Consider the following 13,227-nt stretch of genomic DNA (forward strand, 5'->3'; position numbering starts at 1 on the left):
GCCAACCCGGCAACGCCGGTGGCCTTGCCGGCCACCGACACTATTTCCACTAACTTTTTAGCAAGCAGACAGTTACAATTGCATTCCTTTTAATGTTCCGGAATGTCCATGCTCGCCAAAGCCTTCAGCATCTTCGCCCTCGCCATGATTGAGTTGTGGGCCGCCGTGCCACTCGGGATCAAGATGGACATCGATCCTTACGCGGTCGCCGCCCTGACCATCACCGGCGCCATTGCCGGCACCGTGGTGGCGGCCTTTGCCGGTGGCCTGGTCCACAAGCTGCTGCGCATGCGCACCAAGGATCCGACCAAAGGCACGGCCGGCTGGCTGGCGCAAAAAGGGCCGTGGGCGATTGGTTTGCTGGGGCCACTGCTGCTGGGGGCGACGATTTCCGCCGCGCTGGCCTCCAGCCTGGGCCTGTCGCGCCGGGTCTGGATGCCGCTGCTGGTGGCCGGGATTTGCGTGTGGACCGTTGCCGTCACGGTGCTGACCGTGCATGGTTTTGAAATAATGGCCGGCGGCACCGCTTCCGGCGCCGCGTTCTGAGAGCGGCGGCGCCTAGCGGATGTCGCGGATGGCGTCCTGGTATTCCCGGGACTTGCGTACCTTGCCGATGGCGGCCCACAGCGCCTCGACTTTATCCTTGTTGGCGCTGTAATACGCTTTCGACACCGCCAGGTAAAAATCCGCCGTCATGAATTTCACGGGCAGCATTTCCACCTTGTCCTGCACGTCCTTGCGCGCCGCGATCAGCGCCTGCATTTCGCCGTCAAAGCCCAGCAGGATGTCGCCCTGCCCGGCGATCAGCTTGTAAAAGTTCCGCGCAGGTTCCTTGGTATTGTCATCGAACGGAATATTCATTCCCTTTAACTGGTCCGAGAGCGTGGCGAATCCGGCGGGTATCAGCACCGGCTTGCTGACATTGGTAAATTTCGCGCCATCCCAGTCGGCCTTGCCGCCCTTGACGCGGAATGCCACCACGTCCATTTTCGCCAGCGACAGCGCCGTGTTGGGTTTGCCCCCTTGCATGGGAAACGCCGCGTATTCCGCATGGAACGGCGTATAGCCGGCGTTGAGCATGCCCGACAAGGTGCCGGCGCGCACCTCGTCGATGCAGCGCTTCCAGGGCTGCACCTTCAGCGTCACCGGGATATCGGCCTGCTTCGCCGCCATCTTCACCAGCACCTGCATGGTGCCGTCGCGGGTGGGAAAGGTGTAGGGCGACGCAGCCTGGTCTTCCACACACAGCACCATCGGTTCCTGGCAATAAGCGGCCCATGACGCGCACGACAAGGCCATGCTGACTGTTACACGAAGGATAATGTTCACAGGCACGCTCCGGGCAAGGTGTGATCGGACCAGCATGCCGCCGGAATGCCTGGGTGTCAAATGACTCTGTTGCAGCAGGAATACAACGAAACCACCAGGCCGGCATTAGAGTAAACATGTCAACCATGGCTCATCGCGCATGCTAGTGTCGAAGTTTGCCCAACCTGGACGGATGCAGTGCAGATGAACGACACCCCTTCTTCCCTTTCGTTGCAAACCGCCGCCGGCGAAGCCGATCCGCACCGCATGCGCGCGGTGTTCGATGTGCAGCGAGCGACCGCGCTGCGCTGGCGCGAATCGACCGCCGGCGAGCGTATCGGCCGCATCGAAAAACTGCGCGACGCCATGCTGGCGCACCGCGCGGCCTTCCACCAGGCCTTTGCGCAGGACTACCGCAAGCCGGAAGCGGAAGTCGAAGTATCGGAATTCCTGCCGGTGATGGATGAAATCCACCAGGCCATCGGCAGCCTGCGGCGCTGGATGAAACCAAAGCGCGTGTGGCCGACCAAGACCATGCTGGGGACCCGGGCCCACGTGCAATACCAGCCGCGCGGCCGCGTACTGATCATCGCGCCGTGGAACTACCCGCTGAGCCTGTGCTTCGGCCCGCTGGTGTCCGCGCTGGCGGCCGGCAACACCGCCATCATCAAACCTTCGGAAATGACGCCGGCCGTGTCCGCGCTGATGGGCCGCATCGTTGCCGATGTGTTTCCGGCGGACGAAGTGGCGCTGTTCGAAGGCAGCCTGCCGACGTCGCAAGCGCTGCTGGAACTGCCGTTCGACCATATCTTCTTCACGGGGTCGCCCGCGGTCGGCAAGGTCGTGATGGCCGCCGCCGCCAAACACCTGGCCAGCGTCACCCTGGAACTGGGCGGCAAATCGCCGGTGATTGTCGACGCCAGCGCCAATGTGCAAATGGCGGCGGAAACCCTGATGTGGGGCAAATTCCTCAACAATGGACAAACCTGCGTCGCCCCCGATACCGCCTATGTGCACGCCTCCGTCAAGCAGGCGTTTGTCGACGCCTGCCGCTCCGTGCTGCAGCAGCGCTATGGCGCCGGCGCGGCCGCGCAAAAAGCCAGCGCCGACCTGACCCGGGTGGTGAACCAGCGCCACACGCAGCGCGTGGCGCATTTACTGAACGATGCGGTGGACCGTGGCGCGAAAGTGCTGGCCGGCGGCGACGTCGATACCGCACAGTGCTATATCGCCCCGACCTTGCTGGAACGGGTGCCGGAGGGCGCCGCCATCCTGTCGGAAGAAATCTTTGGCCCGCTGCTGCCGATTATCGAATACACCGACCTGGACCAAGTCATCCATGACATCAACCGCCAGCCGAAACCGCTGGCGCTGTATCTGTGGAGCACCGACCGGCGCGCGATCAAGCGGGTGTTGTCGCACACCAGTTCCGGCGGCGCCTGCGTCAACCATTGCGTTGCGCATTTTGCGCACGGCAACTTGCCATTTGGCGGTGTCAACAACTCCGGCATCGGCAATGCGCACGGCAACTATGGCTTCAAGGCGTTTTCCCATGAACGCGCCGTGCTGCGCGGCTCCTGGCTGCACCTGGTGAAACTGTTCTTCCCACCGTATACGCAAGGCCGCAACAAGCTGATCCGCATGACGGTCGACTTGCTGCGCCTGCCGTTCTAAGCTGCGGCGCTATCTCGCCGCGTCAGGCCGCTGTTTTACGGCGCCGCAGCACCAGCGCCAGGACAGCCAGCCCGGCGCCGGTCAGCCAGCCGGCGCCGGGTTCCGGCACCAGGTTGACGGTATAGACTTCGATCTGGCCAAAGCGCACATTGGCGATGTTCTGGTACGGCGTATTGTCCAGCAAGCTGGTGAACGGGTTCTGGTGGTGCGCGCCATCGTTATAGCTGAGCAGCGCAGAGACGCCGCCGGTGGTCAAATCAAACGGCACCGATAAATCAAAGCCCGCGCCAAAGGTGGGGCCCTTGGCCGCATCATTGACGGTCTGCATGGCGCCATAGTCGTCGCCCGCCAGCACCGGCAATTGCTGGAAGTGCAAGCCGCTGGTCAGGTTAAACAGGAATGCGGTGCGGTCCGCCGCATCGGGCGTCATGTTGAAGCCCCCTTTGGATGACCAGCTTTGCGGGTTATAGCCGCCCACCAGCCAGGAACGGCCATCCACACCATAGGCTTGCATGACGGTGAAGGTACGGCCCTTGCCATCGGCCGCCGCATGGAAGTCGGCCGCGGTCTTGCCGGGCGCCTTGGCAAACAACAGGTTCAGGCCCAGCGACCCCTCGCCCAGCCACGACGACAATTGCGCATGGTCCGCCGCGCTGAGCAGCGTGGCATGTGCCGGCAGCGCGGCCAGCAAGGCCAGCGCGCTTATAACGATTCTTGAACGGAAATGCATGGCTGCTCCACGGTTGAGTCGAGCTCGGCCGGCACCGGATTCATCACATCCGGTACGCAGTTGCTCTTGACGATAACGGAAGGATTACCGGCCACCACGGAATAGGGCGGCACGTCGGACGTCACAAAAGCGCCGGCGCCGATACGGCTGCCGCGCCCGATCGTCACGCCGCCCACGATCACTGCGTGCGGTCCGATCCACACTTCATCTTCCAGCACGGGATAGCCAATGTCGCGCTGGCCATCGGCGCCGATGCGGTCGCGCCGGCCCAGCGTGACGCCGTGGAACAGTGTCACGTTGCGCCCGATGCGGACACCCTGGCTGACCACCAGTCCCCAGCCATGGGTCAGCGCCAGCCCCGGGCCAAAATGCGCGGTCCAAGGGAAATCCATGGCCGCCTGGTGGGTGGCAACGCGGTGCAGGATTTTCAGCAGCGGCAGCACCAGCCGCCCCGCCGCCCCGCCATCGCGCGCGCGCTGGCACAGCCGCATGGTCACCACCGGGCGGAAAGTCCGCCGCGTCAGGAAACCCTTCAGCAATGACGCCGCGCCATAGCGGCCATACTGGCGGAACGTGTCCGCCTTCAGTCGATCCCAGGTAGCCATGCTGTCGTTCACTCACAATATTGTCGTTTGGACCATATTGTCAGTGATTCACCAAAACCCTGGCGCGCAATATGACGCGGCGGCCAGGTCAGGGCACGATGGCGGTGACTTCGATCTCGACCCGTGCCCGCTCTTCCAGCAATCCCGCCACCTGCACCGCCGTCATGGCCGGATAATGCTGGCCGATGAGCTCGCGGTAAATCGCACCGATTTCCTTGTAGGCGCCCATGTATTCATGTTTGTCGACCACATACCACGTCATGCGCACGATGTGTTCGGGACGGGCGTTGGCTTCGGCCAGCACGGCCACGATATTTTCCATGCATTGGCGGACCTGGCCGGCGAAGTCGTCCGTGTGGAACACCCCTTGCGCATCCCAGCCGATCATGCCACTGACACAGACCGTGGTACCGCTGGCCGCGACCCCGTTGGAATAGCCGCGCGGCCGGACCCATCCTGGTGGTTGCAGGAATTTCATTTCATCCCCTTTAACAATTCGCGTGCAATGATCAGTTGCTGCACTTCGGTCGCGCCCTCATAAATCCGCAGCGCGCGGATTTCACGGTACAAGCGCTCGACCGGCACCTCGCTGACGACACCGAGGCCGCCAAACATTTGCACCGCCGCGTCGATCACTTGCTGCGCGGTTTCCGTGGCCGTCATTTTCGCCATGGCCGCTTCCTTCGTGACGTTATTGCCCTGGTCGCGCTGCCACGCGGCGCGGTAGGTCAGCAAGGCGCTGCTGTCGATCCCGGTCGCCATCTGCGCCAGCTTCGCCTGCGTCAGCTGGAAGTCCGCCAAGACCTGGCCAAACATCTGGCGCGTGGTGGCGCGCCGCAGCGCTTCATCGAGCGCGCGGCGGGCAAAGCCCAGCGCGGCCGCCGCCACCGACGTGCGGAACACGTCCAGGGTCGCCATCGCGACTTTAAAGCCCTGGCCGCCGTCACCGATCCGCTGCGACGCGGGAATGCGGCAACCGTCGAATTTCAAACGCGCCAGCGGGTGCGGCGCGATCACGTCGATGCGCTCGGCAATCGTGAAGCCCGGCGTATCGGCATCGACAATAAAAGCGCTGATGCCGCGCGCCCCCGGTTGTTCCCCGGTACGGGCAAACACCACGTAAAAGTCCGCGATGCCGCCATTGGAAATCCACGTCTTTTCGCCATCGAGCACGTAGTGATCACCATCGCGCGCCGCCGCGCACGCCATCGCCGCCACGTCGGAACCGGCCTGCGGCTCCGACAGCGCAAACGCGGCTATCGCCTCGCCGCGCGCAACCTTCGGCAGATACGCCTGCTTTTGCGCCCCGCTGCCGAACAGGCTGATGGCGCCGGAACCCAGTCCCTGCATGGCAAACGCGAAGTCGGCCAGGCCTTCGTGGCGCGCCAGCGTTTCGCGCACGAGGCAGATGGCGCGCGTATCGATGGTGTCGCCCGCGCCGCCATAAGCGGTACCGCCCACGGCATGGCGCAGCCAGCCGCCGTCGCCCAGCAATTTCACCAGCTTGCGGCAACTGTCATCGACGTCGGCGCCATGCGCATCCTGCAAATGGCTGGCGGCCCAGGCATCGAGCTGCCGCTCGAGCTCCGCATGGCGCGCCTCAAAAAATGGCCATGCCAGGTAGCTTTTATCGCTCATTGCTTCAATCCCCTTCGAACTGCGGTTTTTGCTTCGCCACGAACGCGTGGTAGGCGCGGTGGAAATCATTGGTGGCCATGCAGATGGCCTGCGCCTGCGCTTCCGCTTCGATGGCTTCATCGACGCCCATGTTCCACTCCTGCTGCAGCATTTTCTTGGTCATACCATGCGCGAACGTGGGGCCATCGGCCAGGCCGCGCGCAAACGCCTGCGCCGCATTGAGCAAGTCTTCCGGCGCATGCAGGCTGTTGAACCAGCCCCACCGTTCACCTTCCGCGCCCCCCAGTGAACGGCCCGTGTACAGCAATTCCGACGCCCGGCCCTGGCCGATCATGCGCGGCAGCAAGGCACAGGCGCCCATGTCGCAGCCGGCCAGGCCAACGCGGGTGAACAAGAACGCGGTCTTGCTGCGCTCCGTGCCGAGGCGGATATCGGACGCCAGCGCCATCATCGCGCCGGCGCCGGCGCAGATACCATCGATGGCGGCGACAACCGGTTGCGGGCAGGCGCGCATGGCTTTGACCAGGTCACCCGTCATGCGCGTAAACGACAGCAAGCCCGGCATATCGAGTTTGGTCAGCGGACCGATGATGTCGTGCACATCGCCACCGGAACAGAAATTGCCGCCCTCGCCCTGCACCACGATGGCGTGAATATCGTCGGCGTAGGCCAGCGCGCGGAACAGGTCGCGCAACTCCGCATACGAATCAAAGGTCAGCGGGTTCTTGCGCTCGGGCCGGTTCAGTGCCACCGTGGCCACGCCGTTGTCCACTGTGAAAAGGAAGTGGCGCGCCTGGTAACCGGCCAATTGGCTGCGGTTGCCGGGCAAGTGCTGCGGTTCGCCGGGTAAGTATTTCATCAGGTTCCCTCGTTCAGATGCCGCTTCATTTGCGACAGCAGGTTAATCAGTTGTGCCTTGTCGTCCTGCGCGATCGGCGCCAGCAATTCCGCCACCCATGCTTCGTGGGTTTCCGCCATGATGGCAAAGGCTTTGCGGCCTTCCTGCGTCAGCTTGACGCTGTAGGCGCGGCCATCCCTTGGATCCGGGACTCGCATCACCAGCCCTTCCTGTTCCAGCTGGTCGGTGATGCCGGTGATATTGCCGCCCGTGACCATCATGCGTTTCGACAGTTCGCCCATGCGCAAGCCATCGGGATACCGTTCCAGCTGCGCCATCAAGTCAAAGCGCGGCAAGGTGATGCCGAACGTGGCGCGCAGCCGCGAGCGGATTTCATTTTCAATCTTGACCGTGCATGACAACATCCGCAGCCACAGTTTCAGCGACTGGTGGTGGTCTTGCGTCAGGCGGCTGGCCAGGTCCAGCGCCTGGCCCGGGTCGGGTTTATTGTCCAGATTGGGTTCCACATCAGGTTCCAGTGCCATGAGCGCTCCTACATCACTTCCCCGCCGGCGACGGCGATCGCCTGGCCATTCATGGCGGCGGAATCCGGCTGGCACAGCCACGCCACCGCGTTGGCCACTTCCTCGCTTTGCACCAGGCGCTTTTGCGGATTGGCTGCCGCCAGTTCGGCCCGCGCCTCCCCTTCCGTGCGGCCGGTCTTGGCCATGATGTTGGCAATCGCATCCTTGACGATCTCGGTCTCGGTATAGCCGGGACAGACCGCGTTGACCGTGACGCCCTTGGCCGCCACTTCCAGCGCCAGCGCGCGCGTCAGGCCCACCACGCCGTGCTTGGCCGCCACATACCCGGCGACGTAACGGTAGCCGGTCAATCCAGCCGTGGACGCGACGTTGACGATGCGGCCCCACCCGGCGTCCAGCATGGCCGGCAGCGCCGCCTGGCAGCAGTGGAACACGCCGGACAAATTCACCGCCAGCATTTGCTGCCAGTGCGCGGTGTCGGTTTTCAGGAATGGCGCGGGTTTGGCCTGGCCCGCATTGTTGACCAGGATATCGATGCGGCCAAAGCGTTCGGCCGCCGCCGCGAAGCCTTCATTGACGGAGGTTTCATCGGCCACGTCCATGGTCTGCACCGCCACGTCGCCCAGTGCCCGCAATTCCTGCTGCGCCTGCACCAGGGTGGAAAAATCCCGCCCCGCCAGGGTGACCTTGGCGCCCCGCAACAGCAAGGCGCGGGCGCACGCCAGTCCGATACCGCGTCCGCCGCCGGTCACCAGCGCGTGCTTGTCCTGCAATGTCCCCAGTGTATTGTGCATGTCATCCCTCCAGCAATTTCGCGGCGACTTCCTGCGGGCTCAGGCCCGCCGCGGCGGCCGCCATTTGCCGTTCGCGTTCCAGGTTGCGTTCCATCTGCTGCTTGCCCGGCATGTATTGCTTCGGCCACGCGACCGGCTGGTAGCCCAGCTTCGCCGCTTCATGCAGGGTCCATGCCGGATTGGCCAGGTGGGGACGGCCCACGGCGCACAGGTCGGCGCGGCCGGCGGCAATGATGCCGTTGGCGTGGTCCGCTTCGAAGATCGATCCGACCGCCATCGCGGCAATGCCGGCTTCGTTGCGCACGCGGTCGGCGAACGGCGCCTGGAACATGCGGCCATAGACCGGCTTTTCCAGCTTGCTGACCTGGCCCGACGAACAGTCGATCATGTCCGCGCCGGCCTGCTTGAACAGGCGCGCAATGGCCACCGCGTCGTCCGGCGTGATGCCGCCTTCGACCCAGTCATGCGCGGAAATCCGCACGCTCATCGGTTTGTGCGCAGGCCATGCGGCGCGCATGGCGGCGAACACGCGCAGCGGGAAGCGGCAGCGGTTTTCCAGGCTGCCGCCATATTCATCGCCGCGCTGGTTGGTCAATGGCGAAATGAACGAGGACAGCAGATAGCCGTGCGCGCAGTGCAACTCCAGCCAGTCGAAGCCCGCCTGTTCGGCCGCCACCGTGGCGCGCACGAAGTCGCTCTCGATGCGGCGCATGTCATCGACCGTGGCGGTGCGCGCCACCTGCGACACGCCCGGCAAATATTGCTGGCTCGAGGCCGACACCAGCGGCCAGTTGTCCGCGCTCTTCGGCAATGGCAGGTCAATGCCGTCCCACATGGCGCGGGTCGATCCCTTGGCGCCGGCATGGCCCAGCTGCAGCGCGATCTTCGCATCGCTGTGGGCGTGCACGTAGTCGACGATGCGCTTCCACGCCGCCGTGTGTTCCGGCGCATACATGCCGGGACAGTACGGCGTGATGCGCGCGTCGCTGGACACGCACGTCATTTCCGCCATCACCATGGCCGCGCCGCCCATCGCGCGCGCGCCCAGGTGCACCAGGTGGTAATCGCCCACCGTGCCGTCGACCGCGCTGTATTGCGCCATCGGCGAGACCACGATGCGGTTCTTCAGCACCAGATCGCGCACCTTGTACGGGGTGAACATTGGCGGTACCGGCTTCGCGTTCTCTGCCTGCGGCGGCAGGCCGCATTGCGCCCGCGCCTGGCCGGCCAGCCACCGCTCATACTCCGCCACGTAGGCGGGATCGCGCAACCGCAGGTTTTCATGCGACAGGCGCTGGCTGCGCGTCAGCATCGAATAAGCGAATTGCGGCGCTTCCAGCTTGGTATAGCGGCGCACGTTTTCAAACCACTCCATGGAATTGCGCGCCGCGCTCTGAATCTTCAGCACTTCAATGGCCCGCACGGCTTCATACTGTTCCAGGGTCGGGCGGAGTTCACCGCCTTTGCCAAAGCACGACGCCAGCTCGATCGCATCTTCCAGCGCCAGCTTGGTGCCGGAACCGATTGAATAGTGGGCGGAATGGGCCGCGTCACCCATCAGCACCACCGGAACGCTGCCATGCCAGTGCACCCAGCGCTCACAGACCACGCGCGGGAACTTGATCCACACATTCGATCCGCGCAAATGCGCCGCGTTCGACATCAGCGCATGGCCATCGAGCTGCTCGGCAAACAGGTCTTCACAAAACGCCGTCGCCTGTTCCTGCGTCATGTCTTCCAGCCCCGCCGCGCGCCACACGGTTTCCGGCGTTTCCACGATAAACGTCGAGGTGTCGCCGTCGTACTGGTAAATGTGGGCCTGGAACCAGCCGTGCTCTGTTTCCTTGAAGGCGAACGTGAACGCGTCGAACTTCTTTTTCGTGCCCAGCCACACGAAGCGGCACTGGCGCGTTTCAATTTGCGGCTGGTAGGTGGCGGCGTAGCGCGCGCGGATCCGGCTGTTCAAGCCATCGGACGCGATCACCAGGTCGGCGTTGTATTGCGCTGCCAGCGCCTGGTCGTCCGCCACGTCGGTTTCAAACACCAGTTGCACGCCCAGCTGCTCGCAGCGCTGCTGCAGGATATTCAACAGGCGCTTGCGGCCGATGCCGCAAAAACCATGGCCGCCGGAGGTGACTTTCTCTCCTTTGAAGAAAATGTCGATATCGTCCCAGTGGTTGAACGCTTGCAGGATGGCTTTCGCGGTCGGCTCGTCGGCCTGCGCCAGGTTGCCCAGAGTCTGGTCGGAAAACACCACGCCCCAGCCAAAGGTGTCATACGGGCGATTGCGTTCGATGACGGTGATGTTGTGCGCCGCGTTCTGTTTCTTCATCAGCAGCGCAAAATACAGGCCGGCCGGGCCGCCGCCTATGCAGACAATATTCATTGATTACTCCTGGCGCAGCTTGAATCGCTGCAATTTGCCGGTTTCCGTGCGTGGCAGCGCCGGCATGAAGCGCAGCGCGCGCGGGTATTTGTAGGGTGCGATCTGTCCCTTGACGAATTCCTGCAACGCCACGGCCAGCGCGTCGCTGGCCTCGAATCCAGCCTTGAGCACCACGAACGCTTCCACGATCTGGCCGCGTTCCTCGTCCGGTTTGCCGACCACGCCGCATTCGGCCACGGCCGGATGGCGCAGCAATGCGTCTTCCACTTCCGGTCCCGCGATGTTGTAGCCGGCGGAGATGATCATGTCGTCGGTGCGCGAACGGTAAAAGAAATAGCCATCCGCATCCATTTCATACGCGTCACCGGTCAGGTTCCAGCCGTTGACGACGTACTCGCGCTGGCGCTCGTCGGCCAGGTAGCGGCAGCCGGTCGGCCCTTTGACCGCCAGGCGGCCGATCACGCCGGGACCGACAGGCTTGCCATCGGCGTCCAGCAGGCACGCCTGGTAGCCGGGAATCGGCTTGCCGGTGGCGCCGGGGCGGATGTCGTCATCGGCGGCCGAAATAAAGATGTGCAGCATTTCCGTGGCGCCGATACCGTCGATCATGCGCAGGCCGGTCGCCTGCTGCCATGCTTCGCGCGTGGCCAGCGGCAGCGCTTCGCCGGCCGAGACGGATTTGCGCAGCGCCGACAAGTCGACTTTCGGCGCCAGCGGCGCCATTTGCCGGTAAAACGTGGGTGCGGTAAAGCAGATGGTCGCCTTGTATTGGGCGATGGCGGCAAGCAGGGTTTCCGGCGTGAGCTTTTCCAGCAGCACGGTGGACGCGCCCACCCGCAACGGGAACAGCAGCAAGCCGCCCAGGCCGAAGGTGAACGCAAGCGGCGGCGTGCCGATAAAGATGTCGTCGTGCCGCGACTTCAGGGTGGACCGGGGGAAGCAATCGCAAATGGCCAGCACGTCGCGGTGGAAGTGCATGGTGCCTTTCGGGATCCCGGTGGTGCCGGACGTGAAGCTGATCAGGCAGACATCGTCGGCGCTGGTGTCGCAAGGGTCAAAGCCGGCGGCCGGCACATCGCGCATCAGCATTTCCAGCGAACCGGGTCCGCCATCGCCATTGAACACCACCACGGTGGCGGGCAATTGGTCGGCCGCATCGAGTTCGCCGCGCAGCGCATCGGCGCACAGGACGGCATTGACTTGCGCCTTGCCAAGGATCGCGCCCAGTTCGCGGGCGCGCAGCAGCGGCATGGTCGGCACCGCCACCAGCCCGGCTTTCAGCACCGCCAGCACGCAAGCGGCCATCATCGGGTGGTTGGCGCCGCGCAGCAGCACGCGGTTGCCGGTTTTCAGGCCGAGCGGCCCGCGCAGCACGTGCGCGATGCGGTCGACCTGCTGTTGCAATTGTGCGTAGGTCCACGCGCCAGCGGCGCTATGGATGGCGATCCGGTCGCCCCAGCCGCGCTCAATCGCACGGTCCAGCAATTCTGCCGCGCAATTGAGGCGGTCCGGGTAATGCAGTTCGGGCAAATCGAAACACAGTTCCGGCCACAAGCCGCGCGGCGGCAAATGGTCACGGGTAAACGGATCTTCGTGCCCGGATAGGGGTGCGGCAATTGCTGTCATCTTGGTCGCCCTTGGGTGTTTGGTCGGTAAAAGTCAGCCTGCAGACTTTTACTTTAAACCTAAACTATTTTTTGGGCAAGGGTATCGGCAGGGCCGGCGGCTTCCGCTAGTGGGTCACTTGGCAACAGGAGTGCCAAATAAAAGCGATGGCTTTCTGCGCCAGGCAAGGCGCAAACCGCAGCGATAGCGGGCTATCGCGAGGATTTGCAACGCGGCATGGCACAGAAAGACGCGCTTTTATGGCACGAGCCGTTGCCAAGTGACCCACTAGGGGCTTGGCGCCCCCGGTAAGCCGCCCTGTTTAATTACCGCCAATGGATTTTCTGACCAGCGCCGATTGATGGATCACAGCGCGGATCACGTCGGCCAGCACGGCTTGCACCGCATCGCTGGACAGGAAGCCCGGCGCGAAGCTTTTCAGCGCACTGGCGGCGCCAGAGAGGCCGAGGGTGACGCAGCCCGCGTGCAGGCGGTCGATGCGCGATTGCGCTTCCTGCTGCTCGCCGCGCGCAAACAGCGCATCGAGTTCGCCGCTGGCGGCGGTCAGCTGGTTCTGGAAGCCGGTCAGGTACACCAGCAAGCGGTCGGCGTTGATGCCCAGCCGCAGCTGGGTGGCCGATGGCGCTTCGGCCAGGTGTTCATAGCCGCTGGCCGCCTGGTCCAGGAACGCGGTCAGGTGCACGCGCACCTGGTCGGCCTGGAATGGCTTGACAATGTAGCCGGCGGCGCCGGCCTTGGTGGCTTGCTGGACGGTTTCCTTGTCGGTGGCGGACGACACCAGGACAAACGGCAAGGCACTCAGCCCGGCATCGCCTTTTACGCGCTGCAGCAATTCCATGCCGGACAGGCGCGGCATGCGCAAATCACAAAACACGATTGCGGGCCGTAACCCGTTTTCCAGCTGTTGCCAGGCGTCGGCGCCGTCTTCCGCTTCCACAATATCGAATTTGCCGCAACTGTCGATCAGGTGCATCAGCACCATGCGCGACACGACGTCGTCGTCTACCACCAATACTTTCATTTGTTACTCTCCACGCCGTCCGCACGGCGCCGTGCCAAGTTTAACCGATAACGGATGCATGC

General features: G+C 63.9%; 13 protein-coding genes. 2 read left to right on the forward strand and 11 right to left on the reverse strand.

Annotation, left to right across the window (positions count from 1 at the left end):
- Window positions 1–108: 108 nt before the first annotated feature.
- Window positions 109–546 carry a hypothetical protein gene (locus tag AC1RRC_RS08245; RefSeq protein ID WP_493054802.1) on the forward strand — a complete coding sequence of 146 codons (438 nt, stop codon included), beginning with the start codon at window positions 109–111 and terminating at the stop codon, window positions 544–546.
- A 12-nt stretch (window positions 547–558) separates the two neighbouring features.
- Here AC1RRC_RS08245 and AC1RRC_RS08250 read toward each other — a convergent pair whose 3' ends face one another.
- Window positions 559–1,329: a hypothetical protein gene (locus tag AC1RRC_RS08250; RefSeq protein ID WP_493054803.1), complete on the reverse strand. Its 771-nt coding sequence runs from the start codon at window positions 1,327–1,329 to the stop codon at window positions 559–561.
- Window positions 1,330–1,512: 183 nt separating this feature from the next.
- Here AC1RRC_RS08250 and AC1RRC_RS08255 point away from each other — a divergent pair, with 183 nt between their 5' ends.
- Complete coding sequence (locus tag AC1RRC_RS08255) at window positions 1,513–2,982, forward strand: aldehyde dehydrogenase family protein (RefSeq protein WP_493054804.1); 1,470 nt, start codon at window positions 1,513–1,515, stop codon at window positions 2,980–2,982.
- 22 nt (window positions 2,983–3,004) lie between these two features.
- On the opposite strand, the gene AC1RRC_RS08260 is transcribed toward AC1RRC_RS08255, so the two are convergent.
- The 10 genes from AC1RRC_RS08260 to AC1RRC_RS08305 all read right to left on the reverse strand — a co-directional run bounded on the left by AC1RRC_RS08260 (window position 3,005) and on the right by AC1RRC_RS08305 (window position 13,165).
- Window positions 3,005–3,712, reverse strand: coding sequence for a PEP_CTERM-anchored TLD domain-containing protein (locus tag AC1RRC_RS08260; protein ID WP_493054805.1), 708 nt, complete (start codon window positions 3,710–3,712; stop codon window positions 3,005–3,007).
- Complete coding sequence (locus AC1RRC_RS08265) at window positions 3,685–4,317, reverse strand: serine acetyltransferase (RefSeq protein WP_493054806.1); 633 nt, start codon at window positions 4,315–4,317, stop codon at window positions 3,685–3,687. Before AC1RRC_RS08265 ends, AC1RRC_RS08260 begins: the two co-directional genes overlap by 28 nt.
- A gap of 88 nt (window positions 4,318–4,405) precedes the next feature.
- A complete protein-coding gene (locus AC1RRC_RS08270) occupies window positions 4,406–4,795 on the reverse strand; it encodes a RidA family protein (RefSeq protein ID WP_493054807.1) in 390 nt (129 codons plus the stop codon).
- Window positions 4,792–5,955, reverse strand: coding sequence for an acyl-CoA dehydrogenase family protein (locus AC1RRC_RS08275; protein ID WP_493054808.1), 1,164 nt, complete (start codon window positions 5,953–5,955; stop codon window positions 4,792–4,794). The genes AC1RRC_RS08270 and AC1RRC_RS08275 overlap by 4 nt, the downstream gene beginning before the upstream one ends.
- Before the next feature lie 4 nt (window positions 5,956–5,959).
- Window positions 5,960–6,814: an enoyl-CoA hydratase family protein gene (locus tag AC1RRC_RS08280; protein ID WP_493054809.1), complete on the reverse strand. Its 855-nt coding sequence runs from the start codon at window positions 6,812–6,814 to the stop codon at window positions 5,960–5,962.
- Window positions 6,814–7,338 carry a MarR family winged helix-turn-helix transcriptional regulator gene (locus AC1RRC_RS08285; RefSeq protein WP_493054810.1) on the reverse strand — a complete coding sequence of 175 codons (525 nt, stop codon included), beginning with the start codon at window positions 7,336–7,338 and terminating at the stop codon, window positions 6,814–6,816. Before AC1RRC_RS08285 ends, AC1RRC_RS08280 begins: the two co-directional genes overlap by 1 nt.
- Window positions 7,339–7,346: 8 nt before the next feature.
- Window positions 7,347–8,132, reverse strand: a complete 786-nt coding sequence (locus tag AC1RRC_RS08290; RefSeq protein ID WP_493054811.1) for an SDR family NAD(P)-dependent oxidoreductase — start codon at window positions 8,130–8,132, stop codon at window positions 7,347–7,349.
- Window position 8,133: 1 nt separating this feature from the next.
- A complete protein-coding gene (locus AC1RRC_RS08295) occupies window positions 8,134–10,518 on the reverse strand; it encodes a bifunctional salicylyl-CoA 5-hydroxylase/oxidoreductase (RefSeq protein ID WP_493054812.1) in 2,385 nt (794 codons plus the stop codon).
- 3 nt (window positions 10,519–10,521) lie between these two features.
- Window positions 10,522–12,144, reverse strand: coding sequence for a benzoate-CoA ligase family protein (locus tag AC1RRC_RS08300; RefSeq protein WP_493054813.1), 1,623 nt, complete (start codon window positions 12,142–12,144; stop codon window positions 10,522–10,524).
- A 301-nt stretch (window positions 12,145–12,445) separates the two neighbouring features.
- Window positions 12,446–13,165 carry a response regulator gene (locus AC1RRC_RS08305; RefSeq protein WP_493054814.1) on the reverse strand — a complete coding sequence of 240 codons (720 nt, stop codon included), beginning with the start codon at window positions 13,163–13,165 and terminating at the stop codon, window positions 12,446–12,448.
- Window positions 13,166–13,227 lie beyond the last annotated feature (62 nt).

Source organism: Pseudoduganella sp. GW821-FHT12E03 (assembly GCF_058807115.1).

Coding starts and splice junctions, on each gene's coding strand:
- AC1RRC_RS08270 (WP_493054807.1), bottom strand. CDS start 4,795: ATGAAATTCCTGCAACCACCAGGATGGGTCCGGCCGCGCGGCTATTCC.
- AC1RRC_RS08285 (WP_493054810.1), bottom strand. CDS start 7,338: ATGGCACTGGAACCTGATGTGGAACCCAATCTGGACAATAAACCCGAC.
- AC1RRC_RS08280 (WP_493054809.1), bottom strand. CDS start 6,814: ATGAAATACTTACCCGGCGAACCGCAGCACTTGCCCGGCAACCGCAGC.
- AC1RRC_RS08260 (WP_493054805.1), bottom strand. CDS start 3,712: ATGCATTTCCGTTCAAGAATCGTTATAAGCGCGCTGGCCTTGCTGGCC.
- AC1RRC_RS08265 (WP_493054806.1), bottom strand. CDS start 4,317: ATGGCTACCTGGGATCGACTGAAGGCGGACACGTTCCGCCAGTATGGC.
- AC1RRC_RS08300 (WP_493054813.1), bottom strand. CDS start 12,144: ATGACAGCAATTGCCGCACCCCTATCCGGGCACGAAGATCCGTTTACC.
- AC1RRC_RS08290 (WP_493054811.1), bottom strand. CDS start 8,132: ATGCACAATACACTGGGGACATTGCAGGACAAGCACGCGCTGGTGACC.
- AC1RRC_RS08245 (WP_493054802.1), top strand. CDS start 109: ATGCTCGCCAAAGCCTTCAGCATCTTCGCCCTCGCCATGATTGAGTTG.
- AC1RRC_RS08255 (WP_493054804.1), top strand. CDS start 1,513: ATGAACGACACCCCTTCTTCCCTTTCGTTGCAAACCGCCGCCGGCGAA.
- AC1RRC_RS08275 (WP_493054808.1), bottom strand. CDS start 5,955: ATGAGCGATAAAAGCTACCTGGCATGGCCATTTTTTGAGGCGCGCCAT.
- AC1RRC_RS08305 (WP_493054814.1), bottom strand. CDS start 13,165: ATGAAAGTATTGGTGGTAGACGACGACGTCGTGTCGCGCATGGTGCTG.
- AC1RRC_RS08295 (WP_493054812.1), bottom strand. CDS start 10,518: ATGAATATTGTCTGCATAGGCGGCGGCCCGGCCGGCCTGTATTTTGCG.